At 54.4% G+C, this 19,460-nt stretch carries 13 protein-coding genes, 1 tRNA gene, 3 rRNA genes and 1 other annotated feature; of the genes, 11 read left to right on the forward strand and 6 right to left on the reverse strand.

The genetic code is table 11. The features are described from left to right. Positions 1-128: 128 nt before the first annotated feature. The 3 genes from aroF to ACWPW2_RS19950 all read left to right on the forward strand — a co-directional run bounded on the left by aroF (position 129) and on the right by ACWPW2_RS19950 (position 3,271). Positions 129-1,199 (forward strand): 3-deoxy-7-phosphoheptulonate synthase AroF, encoded by a 1,071-nt coding sequence (gene aroF, locus ACWPW2_RS19940; protein ID WP_454124929.1) that lies wholly within the window; start codon positions 129-131, stop codon positions 1,197-1,199. A 9-nt stretch (positions 1,200-1,208) separates the two neighbouring features. Then, positions 1,209-2,330 (forward strand): bifunctional chorismate mutase/prephenate dehydrogenase, encoded by a 1,122-nt coding sequence (tyrA, locus tag ACWPW2_RS19945; RefSeq protein WP_023480608.1) that lies wholly within the window; start codon positions 1,209-1,211, stop codon positions 2,328-2,330. A gap of 68 nt (positions 2,331-2,398) precedes the next feature. Further along, entirely contained in the window at positions 2,399-3,271 is an 873-nt protein-coding gene (locus ACWPW2_RS19950; RefSeq protein WP_454124932.1) for an SMP-30/gluconolactonase/LRE family protein, read from the forward strand. Here ACWPW2_RS19950 and pheA read toward each other — a convergent pair. From pheA to bamD, 4 genes are all read right to left on the reverse strand, one after another. Further along, complete coding sequence (pheA, locus tag ACWPW2_RS19955) at positions 3,268-4,428, reverse strand: bifunctional chorismate mutase/prephenate dehydratase (protein WP_454124934.1); 1,161 nt, start codon at positions 4,426-4,428, stop codon at positions 3,268-3,270. The genes ACWPW2_RS19950 and pheA overlap by 4 nt on opposite strands. Before the next feature lie 22 nt (positions 4,429-4,450). After that, positions 4,451-4,576, reverse strand: a sequence feature (Phe leader region). Next, positions 4,525-4,575: a pheA operon leader peptide PheL gene (gene pheL / locus ACWPW2_RS19960; protein ID WP_200134660.1), complete on the reverse strand. Its 51-nt coding sequence runs from the start codon at positions 4,573-4,575 to the stop codon at positions 4,525-4,527. It overlaps the preceding feature by 51 nt. A 98-nt stretch (positions 4,577-4,674) precedes the next feature. Next, entirely contained in the window at positions 4,675-5,013 is a 339-nt protein-coding gene (raiA, locus tag ACWPW2_RS19965; RefSeq protein WP_023480581.1) for a ribosome-associated translation inhibitor RaiA, read from the reverse strand. Between the two features lie 268 nt (positions 5,014-5,281). Further along, positions 5,282-6,019 carry an outer membrane protein assembly factor BamD gene (bamD, locus tag ACWPW2_RS19970; RefSeq protein ID WP_023480633.1) on the reverse strand — a complete coding sequence of 246 codons (738 nt, stop codon included), beginning with the start codon at positions 6,017-6,019 and terminating at the stop codon, positions 5,282-5,284. A 131-nt stretch (positions 6,020-6,150) separates the two neighbouring features. On the opposite strand from bamD, the gene rluD reads away from it, so the two are divergent. From rluD to ACWPW2_RS20010, 8 genes are all read left to right on the forward strand, one after another. Further along, the gene (rluD, locus tag ACWPW2_RS19975) at positions 6,151-7,131 is read left to right on the forward strand and encodes a 23S rRNA pseudouridine(1911/1915/1917) synthase RluD (protein WP_454124936.1); all 981 of its coding nucleotides are present in this window, start codon (positions 6,151-6,153) and stop codon (positions 7,129-7,131) included. Continuing rightward, on the forward strand, positions 7,128-7,859 hold the full coding sequence (gene yfiH / locus ACWPW2_RS19980; RefSeq protein WP_454124938.1) for a purine nucleoside phosphorylase YfiH: 732 nt from the start codon (positions 7,128-7,130) through the stop codon (positions 7,857-7,859). The genes rluD and yfiH overlap by 4 nt, the downstream gene beginning before the upstream one ends. 128 nt (positions 7,860-7,987) lie before the next feature. Further along, positions 7,988-10,561, forward strand: a complete 2,574-nt coding sequence (gene clpB / locus ACWPW2_RS19985) for an ATP-dependent chaperone ClpB (RefSeq protein WP_454124940.1) — start codon at positions 7,988-7,990, stop codon at positions 10,559-10,561. 428 nt (positions 10,562-10,989) lie between these two features. Beyond that, positions 10,990-12,531 (forward strand): 16S ribosomal RNA (locus ACWPW2_RS19990). An 84-nt stretch (positions 12,532-12,615) separates the two neighbouring features. Continuing rightward, positions 12,616-12,691: transfer RNA gene (locus ACWPW2_RS19995), tRNA-Glu, on the forward strand. Positions 12,692-12,893: 202 nt separating this feature from the next. Continuing rightward, a 23S ribosomal RNA gene (locus tag ACWPW2_RS20000) occupies positions 12,894-15,800 on the forward strand. Between the two features lie 196 nt (positions 15,801-15,996). After that, positions 15,997-16,112: ribosomal RNA gene (gene rrf / locus ACWPW2_RS20005) — 5S ribosomal RNA — on the forward strand. Together the 16S, 23S and 5S rRNA genes with 1 tRNA gene alongside form the textbook arrangement of a ribosomal RNA operon. A gap of 302 nt (positions 16,113-16,414) precedes the next feature. Continuing rightward, positions 16,415-17,713 (forward strand): MFS transporter, encoded by a 1,299-nt coding sequence (locus ACWPW2_RS20010; protein WP_279792765.1) that lies wholly within the window; start codon positions 16,415-16,417, stop codon positions 17,711-17,713. Here ACWPW2_RS20010 and ACWPW2_RS20015 read toward each other — a convergent pair. Next, positions 17,710-18,033 (reverse strand): YfiM family lipoprotein, encoded by a 324-nt coding sequence (locus ACWPW2_RS20015; protein WP_279792766.1) that lies wholly within the window; start codon positions 18,031-18,033, stop codon positions 17,710-17,712. The two genes, ACWPW2_RS20010 and ACWPW2_RS20015, sit on opposite strands and share 4 nt — an antisense overlap. A gap of 47 nt (positions 18,034-18,080) precedes the next feature. Then, positions 18,081-19,436, reverse strand: coding sequence for a CDP-diacylglycerol--serine O-phosphatidyltransferase (gene pssA / locus ACWPW2_RS20020; protein ID WP_454124943.1), 1,356 nt, complete (start codon positions 19,434-19,436; stop codon positions 18,081-18,083). Positions 19,437-19,460 lie beyond the last annotated feature (24 nt).

A 19,460-nucleotide genomic window follows, 5' to 3' on the forward strand; every position in this document is an offset into this window, starting at 1 on the left:
CGCTATTAAAGTTGGTGGTGTAACGTTATCTGTACGATTTGTGGATTGAAATCTTTACCTGATGTGATATGGTGTCAGCTCCCTCGCTTGAGGAAACCTATCGCACACGAGCCATACAGGATTTGATCATGCAAAAAGACGCGCTGAACAACGTACACATCACCGACGAGCAGGTTCTGATCACCCCGGAACAGCTGAAAACCGCTTTCCCGCTGACCAGCGAACAAGAGGCGCAAATCGCGCAATCCCGCCAGACCATCTCCAACATCATTGCCGGGCGCGATCCGCGCCTGCTGGTGGTCTGCGGCCCTTGTTCCATTCACGACCCGGAAGCAGCGCTCGAGTACGCCCGTCGGTTTAAAACCCTTGCCGCAGAGGTCAGCGATAGCCTCTACCTGGTGATGCGCGTCTATTTTGAAAAACCCCGTACCACCGTTGGCTGGAAAGGGCTGATTAACGATCCGCACATGGATGGCTCGTTTGATGTGGAAGCTGGCCTGAAGATTGCGCGTCGTCTGCTGGTGGAATTGGTCAGCATGGGCCTGCCGCTGGCGACCGAAGCGCTCGATCCGAACAGCCCGCAGTTCCTCGGCGATCTCTTTAGCTGGTCAGCGATTGGTGCGCGTACTACGGAGTCACAAACCCACCGTGAAATGGCCTCCGGTCTGTCGATGCCGGTCGGCTTCAAAAACGGTACCGACGGCAGCCTGGCTACCGCCATCAATGCGATGCGCGCCGCTGCGATGCCGCACCGCTTTGTCGGCATCAACCAGGCCGGCCAGGTCTGCCTGCTGCAAACCCAGGGCAACCCGGATGGTCACGTGATCCTGCGCGGCGGCAAAGCGCCGAACTACAGCCCGGCGGATGTGGCGCAGTGTGAAAAAGAGATGCAGCAGGCGGGACTGAAACCGTCGCTGATGGTAGATTGCAGCCACGGGAATTCCAATAAAGATTACCGTCGCCAGCCTGCCGTTGCCGAGTCCGTTGTCGCGCAGATCAAAGATGGCAACCGTTCGATTACCGGCCTGATGATTGAGAGCAACATTCACGAAGGCAATCAATCATCCGAGCAGCCGCGCTGTAATATGAAGTACGGTGTTTCTGTTACCGATGCCTGCATCAGTTGGGAGGCGACCGAAGCGCTGCTGCGTGAAATCGACAGCGATCTGCGCAATAGCCTGGCGGCGCGTTTTGCATAAGAGGGTGTTATGGTTGCTGAACTGACCGCGCTGCGCGATCAAATTGATGAAGTGGATAAGGCGTTGCTGGATCTGCTGGCGCGCCGGCTGGAGCTGGTGGCACAGGTGGGCGAAGTCAAAAGCCACTACGGGCTGCCGATTTACGTTCCCGAGCGTGAGGCCTCAATGCTTGCCTCGCGGCGTAAAGAGGCCGAAGGGCTGGGCGTACCGCCCGATCTGATTGAGGATGTGCTGCGCCGCGTGATGCGCGAATCCTACTCCAGCGAAAATGACAAAGGGTTTAAAACGCTCTGTCCTGCGCTGCGTCCGGTGGTCATTGTTGGCGGTGGCGGCCAGATGGGGAAACTGTTTGGCAAAATGCTGACGCTCTCGGGCTACCAGGTGCGTACGCTGGAGAAAGAGGATTGGGCGCAGGCGGAAACGCTGCTGGCGGATGCAGGCATGGTGATTGTCAGCGTACCGATCCACGTCACCGAAGCGGTGATTGCGAAGCTGCCGCCGCTGCCGGAGGATTGCATTCTGGTCGATCTGGCATCGGTGAAAAGCGGCCCGTTACAAGCGATGTTGTCGGCGCATAACGGCCCGGTGCTTGGTCTGCACCCAATGTTTGGCCCGGACAGCGGTAGCCTCGCCAAGCAGGTGGTGGTGTGGTGCGATGGCCGTAAACCGGAAGCCTATCAGTGGTTCCTGGAACAGATTCAGGTCTGGGGGGCGCGGCTGCACCGCATCAGCGCAGTCGAGCACGATCAGAACATGGCCTTTATCCAGGCGCTGCGCCACTTTGCGACCTTCGCCTATGGCCTGCACCTGGCGGAAGAGAATGTGCAGCTTGAACAACTGTTGTCGCTCTCATCACCGATTTATCGCCTTGAGCTGGCAATGGTTGGGCGCTTGTTCGCCCAGGATCCGCAGCTCTATGCCGACATTATTATGTCCTCGCCCGATAACCTGGCGCTGATCAAGCGTTACTACCAGCGCTTCGGCGAAGCGATTGGCCTGCTGGAGCAGGGCGATAAGCAGGCGTTTATCGACAGCTTCCGCAAAGTTGAACACTGGTTTGGCGATTATGCCCAGCGTTTCCAGAGCGAGAGCCGTACCCTGTTACGCCAGGCCAACGACAGCCGGGCGTAACTTCAAAAGCCGTTTATACTGAAAAGCCAGTGGTCACCCGCTGGCTTTTTTTATTTAAGGGATGCGCAATGGCTGAGTTGCAGAGACTGTTTGATTACACCGGACATTTACCTGAGTGTCCGACCTGGAGCGAAGCCGAACAGGCGCTCTACTGGGCTGATATTCTGGAAGGTGAAATCCACCGTTACCGGCTGGAGACGGAGGAGCATACGGTGCTCTCGTTCCCGGAAGAGGTGGGCTGCTTCGCGCTGCGTGAGAAGGGCGGTTTTATCGTCGCCATGCGGCAGGCCGTCTGGCTGACGGATGAGCGCGGGCTGCTGCGACAGAAAGTGTGCGATAACCCATCAAATCCACAGCTGGCGCGTTTTAACGATGGCGGCACCGATCACCATGGCCGCTTTTATGCTGGCACCTTCTGGGCTCCGGGGGATTATAACGGCGCGCTGCTGCTGCGCGTGGATAACGATCTGACGCCGAAAGTGGTGCAGTGTGATATTCACGGCGCAAACGGCCTGGCCTTCAGCCATGACAAACAGTGGATGTTCACCTCTGACACACCGCACGGCGTGATTTACCGTACACCGCTGGATGAGCAGGGCGAGCCGGGGCGGCGCGAGCTGTTCCGTCGCTTCAACCCGGGAGAAGGGATCCCGGACGGTGCGGCGATGGATGTCGAAGGGTGCTACTGGAGCGCGATGTATGATGGCTGGCGCATTGCCCGTTTCTCACCGCAGGGCGAGCAGCTAGAGGAGTACCGTTTGCCGGTGCGCTGCCCGACGATGGTCTGCTTTGGCGGGGCGGATATGAAGACGCTGTTTATTACTACTACCCGCGAAAATATGGATGAGCAAGAGATTGCCGATTATCCGCTTTCGGGGGCAATCTTCACCCTGCCTGTGTCGGTGGCAGGGATGAAGAAAGCGCTCTTTATCGAGCGTTAAACCGGATCGACCGGCACGACGTTTTCGCTGGGGTAGCAGCCCAGCACTTTCAGCGAGCGGGTGATACTGCCCAGCTCGCGCAGCGCTTTTTGCATCGCGCTGGCGTGCAGGTTGGCCTGAATATCCAGATAGAACATCTCTTCCCACGGATTACCGTGGATCGGGCGCGACTCCAGCTTGGTCATGATCAGGTTGTGGTTGCGCAGCACCAGCAGCGCTTCTACCAGCGCACCCGCCTGTTGCCCGGTCGCCATCAGCAGCGTGGTTTTCGCCGGTACCTGCTCAGAGACATCAATCGCTTTACGCGCCAGCACCACAAAACGGGTGATGTTCTGCGTCTGGTTTGCCAGGTTGCGCTCCAGCACCTGTAAACCATACAGCGCGCCGCCCGGTTCATTGCCCAGCGCCGCGACGTGCGGTGAGTTCAGTTGCGCGACTTTCTCCATCGCCGCCGAGGTGCTTTCACAATACTCAATCTTCCAGTGCGGATAGCGGTTCAGGAACTGGCTGCACTGCAGGAACGGTTGCGGATGGCTGTAGACCGTCTGGATCTGCTCAAGAGTTGTGGTACCTGATACCAGCACGCAGTGATCGATCGGCACCGTCAGCTCGCCGACAATCGACAGGCTGGTGTGCTGAAGCAGATCGTAGACATCGTTAATCGCGCCAGAGCTGGTGTTCTCCAGCGGCACGACGGCGTAATCCGCCTGGCCGGTTTCGACCTGACTAAAAATATCCTGAAAACGTGCGCAGCCGCTCTCGATAAACTGCTCGAAATGGCGTGCGGCATACTGGCGCGCGGCAAGATGCGAATAGGAGCCTTTTGGGCCAAGAAACGCGATACGTGCAGAGCGTGGGTTGATGTTGTTAAGGTGGTGCTGGAGCAGAGCTTGCTGGGTGAGAACAGAGTCTTCAATGATGAGCTGAAACAGGCGGGTGATGTAATGGGCATCTAAATGATGCGTTTTGCCAAGCTCGATTAAATGTTCCAGCAGGGCCCGCTCTCTGTCGATATCGCGTACCGGGCGGTGGGAGGCGAGTTTCGCTTTGCCAACTTCAACGGAGAGCTGGCGGCGCTCGGCCAGCAGCGTCAGCAACTGCTCGTCGAGCGCGCTGATCTTCACGCGTAAATCCAGTAAGGGGTTTTCAGCCGTCATGTTGTTGCCTTTCATTGTTATCAATAAAAAAGCCTCCCGGCTTGGGAGGCTTTATTGTTCGTCTTCGCACTTTTTCTCACAAAACGAATCGCCTCCCTAACTGGGGAAGGTAAAAAAGAGTGCGAAGAGAAACGGGGTAGTTTTCATCATTTTTCCTGTTGAGCGAGGGAGTTAAAGTAACTGCTCTCTTTTCGCTCTGTCAATAAAAAACGCGCCCGCAGGCGCGTTGGAAACTCAATGTAGAGACTACTCTTCTTCTTCTTCAACGAAGTTGGCATCTTTCACCGATGTTGCGGCGCGACGCGCTTCGCCTTTGTGCTGCACTTTATTGAGCTGCCGTTCCAGCTTGTTGATCAAATCGTTGATGGCGATATACATATCATCGTGTTTAGCGCTGGCGACAAGCTGCCCGTTAGGCGTGTTGATGGTCGCATCGGCGGTAAAACCCTGTGGCTCTTTAGAGAGGACGATATGGGGATTAATCAGCTGAGTTTGCCATTTATCCAGTTTGGCGAGACGGTCGGTGACATGCTGGCGGATTGCCGGAGTAATTTCCATTTGTTTACTGGTAATGTTCATTGTCATACATCTTACCTCTCTGTCTTTCCGTCTAAGTCATTTCAGCATAGCGCGCCTAATGTCAAAATGTGTGATTAAAATCACGTAATTTTGTCACTTTTTGTCAAAGACGAGGGGTTTGTGAGGCAGGGCAGGAAGAGGGGAAATTTAGCTTGTCGGATGCGAAGTTAGCAGTCATAGTTGATAGGTTGCATCGGCGCGAAAGCGCGTCAGCGATGCATTCAACGGATAAAAAAACGGCAGCCCGCGGGCTGCCGTTTTGCGTTTACAGGCGTTATGCGTTGCTGTTATTGGCGGCGATAATTTTCGCCACTTTGTCAGCCTGCGCATTGAGCTGCAGCTCGCGATAAGCGTGCTCCATCAATGGCAGCGCATCGCGCGTTGCTTTGGTATCCGGGAAATCACGCAGCATGCCTTCCACGCGATTGGTCACCGCAACCCACGCACCGCGATCGGTGTAATACTGCGCGACGGAGTATTCATACTTCGCCAGGCGATCTTTCAGGTAGACCAGACGCTTGTTGGCATCGGTCGCATACTGACTTTGCGGGTAACCGCGCACCAGCCGTGAGAAGTCATTGAATGCATCACGCGCATGAGCCGGATCGCGATCGCTGCGGTCAACGCCGAAGAAGCCCTGCAGCGCGCTGTCATCAAGTGCCATGTTGGTCAACCCGCGCATATACATCACGTAGTCGATGTTCGGATGCGTTGGGTTAAGACGAATAAAGCGATCGATGGCGGCCTGCGCCAGCGGCAGATCGGCGTTTTTGTAGTAGGCGTAGATAAGATCTAACTGCACTTGCTGGGAGTAAGGACCAAACGGATAACGATTATCCAGAGCTTCCAGTTGCGTTATTGCCGCCTTCCAGTTACCGTCTTGCAGCTTTTGCTGGGCGGTCGCGTAGATTTCGTTTGGTGGATTATCAGGTACCTCTTCCTTAGAACCGGAGCAACCTGCCAAAGCCAGACTTAACGTGGCGGCTGCCACCAGATATTTCAAGCGCGTCATAACGTTTAGACTTTCCTCAGAATGTTCATGCGGGAGATTCTTTACTCCTGCTCCCGACTAAGACCAGCTACAATAGCACACTATATTAAACGGCGAAGCCGTAAAACCCAACGTTAACGAAGAAGCTGTATATGGCACAACTGGTACAACTCACCGCAACGGTATCCGAGAGTCAACTCGGTCAACGCTTAGATCAGGCTTTGGCCGAATTGTTCCCTGATTATTCACGTTCGCGTATAAAAGAATGGATTCTTGATCGGCGCGTGCTGGTCAACGATGTCGTTAGCGACAAACCGAAAGAGAAAGTGTTGGGCGGTGAGCGCATTGCCATCAATGCGGAAATTGAAGAAGAAGCGCGCTTTGAGCCGCAGGATATTCCTCTCAATATCGTCTATGAAGATGACGATATTCTCGTCATTAATAAGCCGCGCGACTTTGTCGTGCATCCCGGCGCTGGTAATCCTGACGGTACCGTGCTGAATGCGCTGCTTCACTACTATCCGCCGATTGTCGATGTACCGCGCGCTGGTATCGTGCACCGTCTGGATAAAGACACCACTGGCTTGATGGTTGTAGCGAAAACCGTTCCGGCGCAAACCCGGCTGGTTGAATCCTTGCAACTGCGTGAAATCACCCGTGAATATGAAGCGGTTGCCATTGGTCATATGACCGCGGGCGGTACGGTGGAGGAGCCTATCAGCCGCCATCCGACCAAACGCACCCATATGTCCGTTCACCCGATGGGCAAACCGGCCGTCACGCACTACCGCATTATGGAACATTTCCGTATCCATACGCGTCTGCGTCTGCGTCTTGAAACCGGTCGTACGCACCAGATTCGTGTGCATATGGCGCATATCACTCATCCGCTGGTGGGCGATCAGCTCTACGGCGGTCGTCCTCGTCCGCCGAAAGGCGCGTCGGATGAATTTATTGATGCGCTGCGCAAGTTTGATCGTCAGGCGCTGCACGCAACTATGCTGCGTCTCTACCATCCGATTAGCGGTATCGAAATGGAGTGGCATGCGCCAATTCCACAGGATATGGTCGATCTTATTGCCGCGATGCGCGCGGATTTTGAAACCCATAAGGATGATGTCGCCTGGTTATGACCAAACTGATCGTCCCGGACTGGCCGCTGCCGAAAGGCGTGGCGGCCTGTAGCTCAACGCGTATCGGCGGTGTAAGCCTGCCGCCTTATGATGCCATGAACCTCGGCGCGCACTGCGGCGATAACATCGAGCATGTTGAAGAGAACCGCGCGCGCCTGTTTGCGGCTGCCGGGTTGCCTTCAAAACCGGTCTGGCTTGAGCAGGTGCACGGCACGGCGGTATTGAAGCTCGACGGTGAGCCTTATGCCTCGAAACGCGCGGATGCTTCATACAGCAACACGCCGGGCACGGTGTGCGCGGTGATGACCGCCGACTGCCTGCCGGTGCTGTTTTGTAACCGGGATGGCAGTGAAGTGGCGGCAGCGCACGCTGGCTGGCGCGGACTGTGCGGCGGCGTGCTGGAAGAGACGGTAGCCTGTTTTGCCGACAAACCTGAAAATCTGCTGGCGTGGCTTGGCCCGGCGATTGGTCCGGAGGCCTTCGAAGTGGGCCCGGAAGTGCGTGAGGCATTTATGGCTCACGATGCCGCAGCCGAAGGCGCATTTCGCCCGCAGGGTGAAAAATATTTCGCTGATATTTATCAGCTGGCGCGCCAGCGGCTGGCAAGCGTCGGCGTCGAGCATATCTACGGCGGTGAGCACTGCACCTTCAGCCAGCAGAGTGATTTTTTCTCATACCGTCGGGACAAGACGACCGGGCGTATGGCAAGTTTCATTTGGCTGATATAACCTAACGAATCAAGACGATCCAGTGCGCGTAAGTTTTCTTCGCATAAATCAGGTCAATCACCTTGAATAATTGAGGGATGACCTCATTTAATCTCCAGTAGCAAATTTGACCTGTTATGGGAGGAGTTATGCGTCTGGATCGTCTTACTAATAAATTCCAGCTTGCTCTTGCCGATGCCCAGTCGCTCGCACTGGGGCACGACAACCAATTCATCGAACCACTTCATTTAATGAGCGCCTTACTGAACCAGGAAGGCGGTTCGGTTCAACCTTTATTAACCTCTGCCGGCGTCAATGCTGGCCAGTTACGTATTGCGATCGAACAAGCGCTGAGCCGCTTACCGCAGGTAGAAGGTACCGGCGGTGATGTGCAGCCTTCGCAGGATTTGATGCGCGTGCTTAACCTTTGCGACAAGCTGGCGCAAAAACGGGGTGATAACTTTATTTCGTCAGAGCTGTTTGTTCTGGCTGCGCTGGAGTCACGCGGCACGCTGACGGATTTGCTGAAATCCGCTGGTGCAACGACCGCGAACGTGACCCAGGCTATCGAGCAAATGCGTGGGGGAGAGAACGTGAACGACCAGGGGGCTGAAGACCAACGTCAGGCCTTGAAAAAATTTACCGTCGATCTGACCGAGCGTGCCGAGCAGGGCAAACTTGACCCGGTCATCGGCCGTGACGAAGAGATCCGCCGTACCATTCAGGTATTACAGCGCCGTACCAAAAACAACCCGGTGTTAATCGGTGAGCCGGGTGTCGGTAAAACCGCCATCGTTGAAGGGCTGGCGCAGCGCATCGTGAACGGTGAAGTGCCGGAAGGGCTGAAAGGCCGTCGCGTGCTGGCGCTGGATATGGGTTCGCTGGTCGCCGGGGCAAAATACCGCGGTGAGTTTGAGGAGCGCCTGAAAGGGGTGCTCAACGATCTCTCCAAACAGGAAGGCAACGTCATCCTGTTTATCGATGAATTGCATACCATGGTCGGTGCCGGTAAAGCCGACGGCGCAATGGATGCCGGGAACATGCTGAAACCGGCGCTGGCGCGCGGTGAGCTGCATTGCGTCGGCGCAACGACGCTTGATGAGTACCGTCAGTACATCGAGAAAGATGCCGCGCTGGAGCGTCGATTCCAGAAAGTGCTGGTGGCCGAACCCTCTGTTGAAGATACCATCGCTATTCTGCGCGGTCTGAAAGAGCGCTATGAGCTGCACCACCATGTGCAAATCACTGACCCGGCGATTGTCGCGGCGGCATCGCTCTCGCATCGATATATCTCCGATCGCCAGCTGCCGGATAAAGCCATCGACCTGATCGATGAAGCGGCATCCAGCATTCGTATGCAGATTGACTCGAAACCGGAAGAGCTCGACCGGCTCGACCGACGCATTATCCAGCTCAAGCTGGAACAGCGCGCGTTGATGAAAGAGTCTGATGAGGCGAGTAAAAAACGCCTCGACATGCTGAACGAAGAACTGGAAGAGAAAGAGCGTCAATACTCCTCCCTTGAAGAGGAGTGGAAGGCCGAAAAAGCTTCCCTTTCCGGCACGCAGACCATTAAAGCAGAGCTTGAGCAGGCGAAAGTCGCTATGGAACAGGCCCGTCGTAATGGCGACCTGGGCAGAATGTCTGAATTGCAGTACGGGAAAATCCCCGAGCTGGAGAAACAGCTGGCGGCGGCGACACAGAGTGAAGGCAAAACCATGCGCCTGCTGCGTAACCGTGTAACCGATGCTGAGATTGCAGAAGTACTGGCGCGCTGGACCGGTATCCCCGTATCGCGAATGATGGAAGGTGAGCGTGAGAAACTGCTGCGCATGGAACACGATCTTCACCATCGCGTGATTGGTCAGGATGAGGCTGTCGATGCGGTCTCAAACGCTATTCGCCGTAGCCGCGCAGGGTTGTCCGATCCGAATCGCCCGATTGGCTCCTTCCTCTTCCTTGGGCCGACCGGGGTCGGGAAAACCGAGCTGTGCAAAGCGCTGGCGAACTTTATGTTTGATAGCGACGACGCCATGGTACGTATCGATATGTCCGAGTTTATGGAGAAACACTCCGTTTCGCGGCTGGTCGGTGCGCCTCCGGGCTATGTCGGCTATGAAGAGGGCGGTTATCTGACGGAAGCGGTTCGTCGGCGTCCCTATTCCGTCATTCTCCTTGATGAGGTGGAGAAAGCGCATCCGGATGTTTTCAACATTCTGTTGCAGGTGCTTGACGACGGTCGGTTGACGGACGGGCAGGGCAGAACGGTGGACTTCCGTAATACGGTGGTCATCATGACTTCGAACCTGGGTTCCGACCTGATTCAGGAACGTTTTGGCGATCTCGATTACGGCCATATGAAAGAGCTGGTTATGGGCGTAGTGAGCCAGAGCTTCCGCCCTGAATTCATCAACCGTATAGATGAAGTCGTTGTGTTCCATCCATTAGGTGAAAAACACATTGCTTCTATTGCGCAGATCCAGCTGCAGCGTTTGTATAAACGTCTTGAGGAGCGCGGCTACAGTGTGACGCTTTCTGACGAGGCGCTGAAACTGCTTAGCGCCAATGGTTACGATCCGGTATATGGCGCACGGCCGTTGAAACGTGCGATCCAGCAACAGATTGAGAACCCGCTGGCGCAGCAGATCCTCTCCGGTACGCTGATTCCGGGCAAGCCGGTGCAGCTTGTGGTGAAAGATGACCGCATTGTTGCTGTTCAATAAAAGATAAAAACTGAAAAACGGGCCTCTTGGGGCCCGTTTTTGTTTAATAAAAGAGCAGAAATAGACTCTTTCCACAGTTTCTGCCTGGAAATTGAGCGAACGGTAACTTTTTTCAAATTAAGGGTTGTCAGGGAGAATTAACTGCCTATAATGCGCCTCCACTGACACGGCACAACGGCAAACACACCGGCCTGTCAGGTGAAGAATTCTGAAAACAATCAGTTGACTTCACAGCGGGAAAGCGTAATATGCACACCCCGCGCCGCTGCGAAAAGCGAAGCGGCACTGCTCTTTAACAATTTATCAGACAATCTGTGTGGGCACTCAGGTGACATGGATTCTTAACGTCCTCGGACGATAAATGAATACCAAGTCTCACGGGTGAACACGTAATTCATTACGGTTTAATTCGATGAGCATCAAACTTTAAATTGAAGAGTTTGATCATGGCTCAGATTGAACGCTGGCGGCAGGCCTAACACATGCAAGTCGAACGGTAACAGGAAGCAGCTTGCTGCTTTGCTGACGAGTGGCGGACGGGTGAGTAATGTCTGGGAAACTGCCTGATGGAGGGGGATAACTACTGGAAACGGTAGCTAATACCGCATAATGTCGCAAGACCAAAGAGGGGGACCTTCGGGCCTCTTGCCATCAGATGTGCCCAGATGGGATTAGCTAGTAGGTGGGGTAACGGCTCACCTAGGCGACGATCCCTAGCTGGTCTGAGAGGATGACCAGCCACACTGGAACTGAGACACGGTCCAGACTCCTACGGGAGGCAGCAGTGGGGAATATTGCACAATGGGCGCAAGCCTGATGCAGCCATGCCGCGTGTATGAAGAAGGCCTTCGGGTTGTAAAGTACTTTCAGCGGGGAGGAAGGCGATGCGGTTAATAACCGCGTCGATTGACGTTACCCGCAGAAGAAGCACCGGCTAACTCCGTGCCAGCAGCCGCGGTAATACGGAGGGTGCAAGCGTTAATCGGAATTACTGGGCGTAAAGCGCACGCAGGCGGTCTGTCAAGTCGGATGTGAAATCCCCGGGCTCAACCTGGGAACTGCATCCGAAACTGGCAGGCTTGAGTCTCGTAGAGGGGGGTAGAATTCCAGGTGTAGCGGTGAAATGCGTAGAGATCTGGAGGAATACCGGTGGCGAAGGCGGCCCCCTGGACGAAGACTGACGCTCAGGTGCGAAAGCGTGGGGAGCAAACAGGATTAGATACCCTGGTAGTCCACGCCGTAAACGATGTCGACTTGGAGGTTGTGCCCTTGAGGCGTGGCTTCCGGAGCTAACGCGTTAAGTCGACCGCCTGGGGAGTACGGCCGCAAGGTTAAAACTCAAATGAATTGACGGGGGCCCGCACAAGCGGTGGAGCATGTGGTTTAATTCGATGCAACGCGAAGAACCTTACCTGGTCTTGACATCCACAGAACTTTCCAGAGATGGATTGGTGCCTTCGGGAACTGTGAGACAGGTGCTGCATGGCTGTCGTCAGCTCGTGTTGTGAAATGTTGGGTTAAGTCCCGCAACGAGCGCAACCCTTATCCTTTGTTGCCAGCGGTTAGGCCGGGAACTCAAAGGAGACTGCCAGTGATAAACTGGAGGAAGGTGGGGATGACGTCAAGTCATCATGGCCCTTACGACCAGGGCTACACACGTGCTACAATGGCGCATACAAAGAGAAGCAATCTCGCGAGAGCTAGCGGACCTCATAAAGTGCGTCGTAGTCCGGATTGGAGTCTGCAACTCGACTCCATGAAGTCGGAATCGCTAGTAATCGTGAATCAGAATGTCACGGTGAATACGTTCCCGGGCCTTGTACACACCGCCCGTCACACCATGGGAGTGGGTTGCAAAAGAAGTAGGTAGCTTAACCTTCGGGAGGGCGCTTACCACTTTGTGATTCATGACTGGGGTGAAGTCGTAACAAGGTAACCGTAGGGGAACCTGCGGTTGGATCACCTCCTTACCTTAAAGAACCTTTCCCTGCAGTGTCCACACAGATTGTCTGATGAAAAGTAAAAAGCAAGGCGTCTTGCGAGTGAGACTTTGTGTCCCCTTCGTCTAGAGGCCCAGGACACCGCCCTTTCACGGCGGTAACAGGGGTTCGAATCCCCTAGGGGACGCCACTTGCTGGTTTGTGAGTGAAAGTCACCTGCCGATGTATCTCAAACCTGATTCCTGTGTGAACAGTGAGTCATGTCTGAGATATTTGCTCTTTAAAAATCTGGATCAAGCTGAAAATTGAAACACAGAACAATGCGAATTGTTCCGTGAGTCTCTCAAATTTTCGCAACTGAGGGTGTTTTACGAAACATCTTCGGGTTGTGAGGTTAAGCGACTAAGCGTACACGGTGGATGCCCTGGCAGTCAGAGGCGATGAAGGACGTGCTAATCTGCGAAAAGCGCCGGTAAGGTGATATGAACCGTTACAGCCGGCGATGTCCGAATGGGGAAACCCAGTGCAATCCGTTGCACTATCACAGCATGAATACATAGTGCTGTGAGGCGAACCGGGGGAACTGAAACATCTAAGTACCCCGAGGAAAAGAAATCAACCGAGATTCCCCCAGTAGCGGCGAGCGAACGGGGAACAGCCCAGAGCCTGAATCAGCCTGAGTGTTAGTGGAAGCGTCTGGAAAGTCGCGCGATACAGGGTGACAGCCCCGTACACAAAAGCACACAGGTTGTGAGCTCGATGAGTAGGGCGGGACACGTGGTATCCTGTCTGAATATGGGGGGACCATCCTCCAAGGCTAAATACTCCTGACTGACCGATAGTGAACCAGTACCGTGAGGGAAAGGCGAAAAGAACCCCGGCGAGGGGAGTGAAACAGAACCTGAAACCGTGTACGTACAAGCAGTGGGAGCCTCTTTTATGGGGTGACTGCGTACCTTTTGTATAATGGGTCAGCGACTTATATTCTGTAGCAAGGTTAACCGTATAGGGGAGCCGCAGGGAAACCGAGTCTTAACTGGGCGTTAAGTTGCAGGGTATAGACCCGAAACCCGGTGATCTAGCCATGGGCAGGTTGAAGGTTGGGTAACACTAACTGGAGGACCGAACCGACTAATGTTGAAAAATTAGCGGATGACCTGTGGCTGGGGGTGAAAGGCCAATCAAACCGGGAGATAGCTGGTTCTCCCCGAAAGCTATTTAGGTAGCGCCTCGTGAATTCATCTCCGGGGGTAGAGCACTGTTTCGGCTAGGGGGCCATCCCGGCTTACCAACCCGATGCAAACTACGAATACCGGAGAATGTTATCACGGGAGACACACGGCGGGTGCTAACGTCCGTCGTGAAGAGGGAAACAACCCAGACCGCCAGCTAAGGTCCCAAAGTCATGGTTAAGTGGGAAACGATGTGGGAAGGCCCAGACAGCCAGGATGTTGGCTTAGAAGCAGCCATCATTTAAAGAAAGCGTAATAGCTCACTGGTCGAGTCGGCCTGCGCGGAAGATGTAACGGGGCTAAACCATGCACCGAAGCTGCGGCAGCGACACTATGTGTTGTTGGGTAGGGGAGCGTTCTGTAAGCCGTCGAAGGTGTGCTGTGAGGCATGCTGGAGGTATCAGAAGTGCGAATGCTGACATAAGTAACGATAAAGCGGGTGAAAAGCCCGCTCGCCGGAAGACCAAGGGTTCCTGTCCAACGTTAATCGGGGCAGGGTGAGTCGACCCCTAAGGCGAGGCCGAAAGGCGTAGTCGATGGGAAACAGGTTAATATTCCTGTACTTGGTGTTACTGCGAAGGGGGGACGGAGAAGGCTATGTCGGCCGGGCGACGGTTGTCCCGGTTTAAGCGTGTAGGTGTGTGTTCCAGGTAAATCCGGTTCACTTTAACACTGAGGCGTGATGACGAGGCACTACGGTGCTGAAGTGACAAATGCCCTGCTTCCAGGAAAAGCCTCTAAGCATCAGGTAACACGAAATCGTACCCCAAACCGACACAGGTGGTCAGGTAGAGAATACCAAGGCGCTTGAGAGAACTCGGGTGAAGGAACTAGGCAAAATGGTGCCGTAACTTCGGGAGAAGGCACGCTGGTGTGTAGGTGAAGTGACTTGCTCACGGAGCTGAAACCAGTCGAAGATACCAGCTGGCTGCAACTGTTTATTAAAAACACAGCACTGTGCAAACACGAAAGTGGACGTATACGGTGTGACGCCTGCCCGGTGCCGGAAGGTTAATTGATGGGGTCAACCGCAAGGTGAAGCTCTTGATCGAAGCCCCGGTAAACGGCGGCCGTAACTATAACGGTCCTAAGGTAGCGAAATTCCTTGTCGGGTAAGTTCCGACCTGCACGAATGGCGTAATGATGGCCAGGCTGTCTCCACCCGAGACTCAGTGAAATTGAACTCGCTGTGAAGATGCAGTGTACCCGCGGCAAGACGGAAAGACCCCGTGAACCTTTACTATAGCTTGACACTGAACATTGAGCCTTGATGTGTAGGATAGGTGGGAGGCTTTGAAGCGTGGACGCCAGTCTGCGTGGAGCCAACCTTGAAATACCACCCTTTAATGTTTGATGTTCTAACGTGGACCCGTGATCCGGGTTGCGGACAGTGTCTGGTGGGTAGTTTGACTGGGGCGGTCTCCTCCTAAAGCGTAACGGAGGAGCACGAAGGTCAGCTAATCCTGGTCGGACATCAGGAGGTTAGTGCAATGGCATAAGCTGGCTTGACTGCGAGCGTGACGGCGCGAGCAGGTGCGAAAGCAGGTCATAGTGATCCGGTGGTTCTGAATGGAAGGGCCATCGCTCAACGGATAAAAGGTACTCCGGGGATAACAGGCTGATACCGCCCAAGAGTTCATATCGACGGCGGTGTTTGGCACCTCGATGTCGGCTCATCACATCCTGGGGCTGAAGTAGGTCCCAAGGGTATGGCTGTTCGCCATTTAAAGTGGTACGCGAGCTGGGTTTAGAACGTCGTGAGACAGTTCGGTCCCTATCTGCCGTGGGCGCTGGAGAATTGAGGGGGGCTGCTCCTAGTACGAGAGGACCGGAGTGGACGCATCACTGGTGTTCGGGTTGTCATGCCAATGGCACTGCCCGGTAGCTAAATGCGGAAGAGATAAGTGCTGAAAGCATCTAAGCACGAAACTTGCCCCGAGATGAGTTCTCCCTGAGACTTTAAGTCTCCTGAAGGAACGTTGAAGACGACGACGTTGATAGGCCGGGTGTGTAAGCGCAGCGATGCGTTGAGCTAACCGGTACTAATGAACCGTGAGGCTTAACCTTACAACGCCGAAGATGTTTTGGCGGATGAGAGACAGATTTTCAGCTGATACCAGATTTGAAGGAACGAACGCTTTTGCACTGAGGCAAGGCGGCAAGTGACGGAAAGGAAGGAGCATACTGAAGTATGTGACTGACTTTACGAGCGCAGCCAACGCCGCATCAGGGTAAAAGAGACGTTCCGGGCACAAAGAATTTGCCTGGCGGCACTAGCGCGGTGGTCCCACCTGACCCCATGCCGAACTCAGAAGTGAAACGCCGTAGCGCCGATGGTAGTGTGGGGTCTCCCCATGCGAGAGTAGGGAACTGCCAGGCATCAAACCAAGCCGAAAGCCTCATGCGAAAGCATGAGGCTTTTTGCTATGCTTTTTTCGCCATCGACGGGCTTGCTGGAAAAGATCTTTTAACCCTGATACTTATCATCCAGGCCGCCGTGACGTATCACTACGAACGCACCCGCCAGGTCATAATCTTAATTACTAACCTACCTAAGTCGAAATGGGATCTTCGTCACCTTTTAACCATAACAAAGATGTAACATCTCACTCTTTTGTCCACATTGAGCAGGGACGTTCGCTCTAAAAATAATACCTATCGTAAGCAGGAGTTACATTCGAATGGCTGAGAACAGCATGAAAAATAGTGAATCGCTCACCAGCAGCGATACGCGTCGCCGCGTATGGGCCATCGTCGGGGCCTCATCGGGTAACCTGGTGGAGTGGTTCGATTTTTACGTCTACTCATTTTGCTCCCTCTATTTCGCGCACATCTTTTTTCCGCAAGGTAACCCTACTACCCAACTTCTTCAGACCGCCGGTGTTTTTGCCGCAGGTTTTCTGATGCGCCCCATCGGCGGTTGGCTATTTGGTCGTATTGCGGATCGGCACGGGCGTAAAAGATCGATGCTGATCTCAGTCTGCATGATGTGTTTTGGCTCGCTGGTGATCGCCTGTTTACCGGGATATGAAACCATTGGTACGTGGGCTCCGGCATTACTGCTATTGGCACGTCTCTTCCAGGGGCTGTCGGTCGGCGGCGAATATGGTACAAGCGCGACCTATATGAGCGAAGTGGCAGTAGAGGGGCGCAAAGGTTTTTATGCCTCATTTCAGTATGTCACCCTGATTGGCGGACAACTGCTGGCATTACTGGTTGTGGTGATCCTGCAGCAAGTGATGGAAGACTCGGAACTCAGGGCCTGGGGATGGCGTATACCTTTCGCTCTTGGCGCTGCGCTGGCGATTGTCGCGCTCTGGTTACGTCGCCAGCTGGATGAAACCTCCCAGCAGGAAGTGCGTTCCCTGAAAGAAGCTGGCTCCATGAAAGGGTTGTGGCGCAACCGTAAAGCGTTCCTGATGGTGCTTGGCTTTACGGCCGGCGGCTCGCTCACCTTCTACACCTTTACCACCTATATGCAGAAATATCTGGTCAATACGGCCGGTATGCATGCCAATGTCGCCAGTGTCATCATGACCGTTGCGCTGTTCCTCTTTATGCTGATCCAGCCGATTATCGGTGCATTATCCGATCGCATCGGGCGGCGCACATCCATGCTGCTGTTTGGCGGGCTGGCGACCGTTTGTACGGTGCCTATTCTCACAGCGCTGCACAGCGTCACCTCACCTTATGCCGCTTTCGCGCTCGTCATGCTGGCGCTGGTGATTGCCAGTTTCTACACCTCAATCAGCGGGATATTAAAAGCAGAGATGTTCCCGGCGCAGGTGCGTGCCCTGGGCGTTGGCTTATCTTACGCCGTGGCAAATGCGGTGTTTGGCGGATCGGCTGAATATGTGGCGCTGTCGTTAAAATCAGTCGGTTTCGAAACGGTTTTCTTCTGGTATGTCACCGCAATGGGCGCAGTGGCATTTCTGGTATCGCTGACGCTGCACCGTAAAGGGAAGGGCATACGCCTTTAATGGTCAGCCAGCTGCCACACGGCGTAGCCCGTTGTGGCACCGGCGACATCCCAGGCGAAGTCTTTCCAGCTCCAGCCGCTCCCCGCCGGGCGGCTGTCCCACAGCTCTTTAGACGCACCAAGGCTTACTGAAAACATTACTCCGACAAGGGCGCTGCGATCGCGGCTGATACCCTGATGCTGCGCATACTCATTGCCTGCGGCAGAAAGCATTGCCGAGGCCAGAAAGTGCTGCGCTTTATCCTGGCCGCTCCAGCTATCGTTCGCCATGTGGCTACAGCCGGTTAATAAGAGGGTGCTTAACAGAAAGGTTTTGTTCATACGCAGAGACCTGAAAAAAAGCCCCGTCATAAGACAGGGCTTCAATATTAGAGGATCCGGCTAATCAGTTTATCGATACGGATACGGCGCAAGCGACGAATAAGCTTACGCACTTTCACCGGGTACTCGGCGATGCTTTGCAGATCGCGATAGTGGTTCACTACCGTCGTATGGGTGCGGATAAGTTCCAGCTCTTTATCGCGCTGGGCCGCCAGCTGCTGTTTCGGATCGTGAATCAATACTGCGTTTTCCAGATCCAGACGCCAGGCGCGCGGGTTAAGATTATTACCCGTCAGCAGCATCCACTCATCGTCGACCCACATCCCTTTCAGGTGGTAACTGTTTTCGCCATCTTTCCACAGGCGAACCACAAGCTGATCGGTATTAACGTAATACTGCAGGCGGCTCAGGAAGCGGCGCAGGTTAATCTCATAGAGATAGGGCAGCGCACCGATGATTTTAAACGGCTCATCTTCCGGAATAAAAAAGTCATTCGCCGTTTTATCGCCAACGATAATCTCCACCTTTTTCCCGTCGCGCAGCAGCTGAATAATGTTGCGAACGAGCACGGCCGGCAGGTTGAAGTACGGAGTACAGATGGTCAGTTTCTGTTCCGCACAGGGCATAAGGTGGAAGATGGTTTTATTCAGCAGGCTCGATTTTCCGAGGCCAACCAGCGGCGTAACCGCCAGTTCGTCGTTGCTGGCATTGCCGTCAAAATGGAACGAGGCATCGCGCAACGCCTGGCGGAACTGACGAATATCGTTTTTAATTTCCGGGCTTTTTGGCCGCTCTGGATCGTCAAGACGATTAACACCGCGCCCGTGAATCAGGTTTGACTCCAGCCAGCCGCGCATCACTTCCGCCATCTGCGGATTGCGGATCAACTGATAGCGGTCATAGCGGTATTTATCATGCTGATGGAGGTAAACATCATTGAGGCTCGCGCCGCTGTAGAGCACCGCGTCATCAATAATAAAGCCTTTGAAATGGAGAACGCCGAGAGCTTCGCGCGTATTGACCGGCACGCCATAAACAGGAACATCAACGCCGGGATTCTCCTGCGCTAAGCGGCAGTACCAGTCAGCGTTGGTGTTCGACGCCGCCGCACCAATGCGGCCACGCTGGGCGCGATGCCAGTCAACCAGTACGCGCACGTCCAGCTCCGGACGCTGACGTTTTGCTTCATACAGCGCTTTCATCACGCCTTTGCCGCCATCGTCCTGTTCCAGATACAGAGCGATGATATAGATTTGGCGCGTCGCGCTCGCTATCCGGGCAAGCAACGTCTCCCTGAAATCGGCCGGTGAGTAGAAGAACTCTACCTCATCAACTGACTGAGAAAGCTTGGGGAGTTGGGCAAGGTGTTGTTGATGTTTATTACGCTTAAATTTTGACAACATCACAGTGCGTTTCTTCTCTGTTTA

The organism is Kosakonia sp. Marseille-Q7440 (assembly GCF_965119485.1).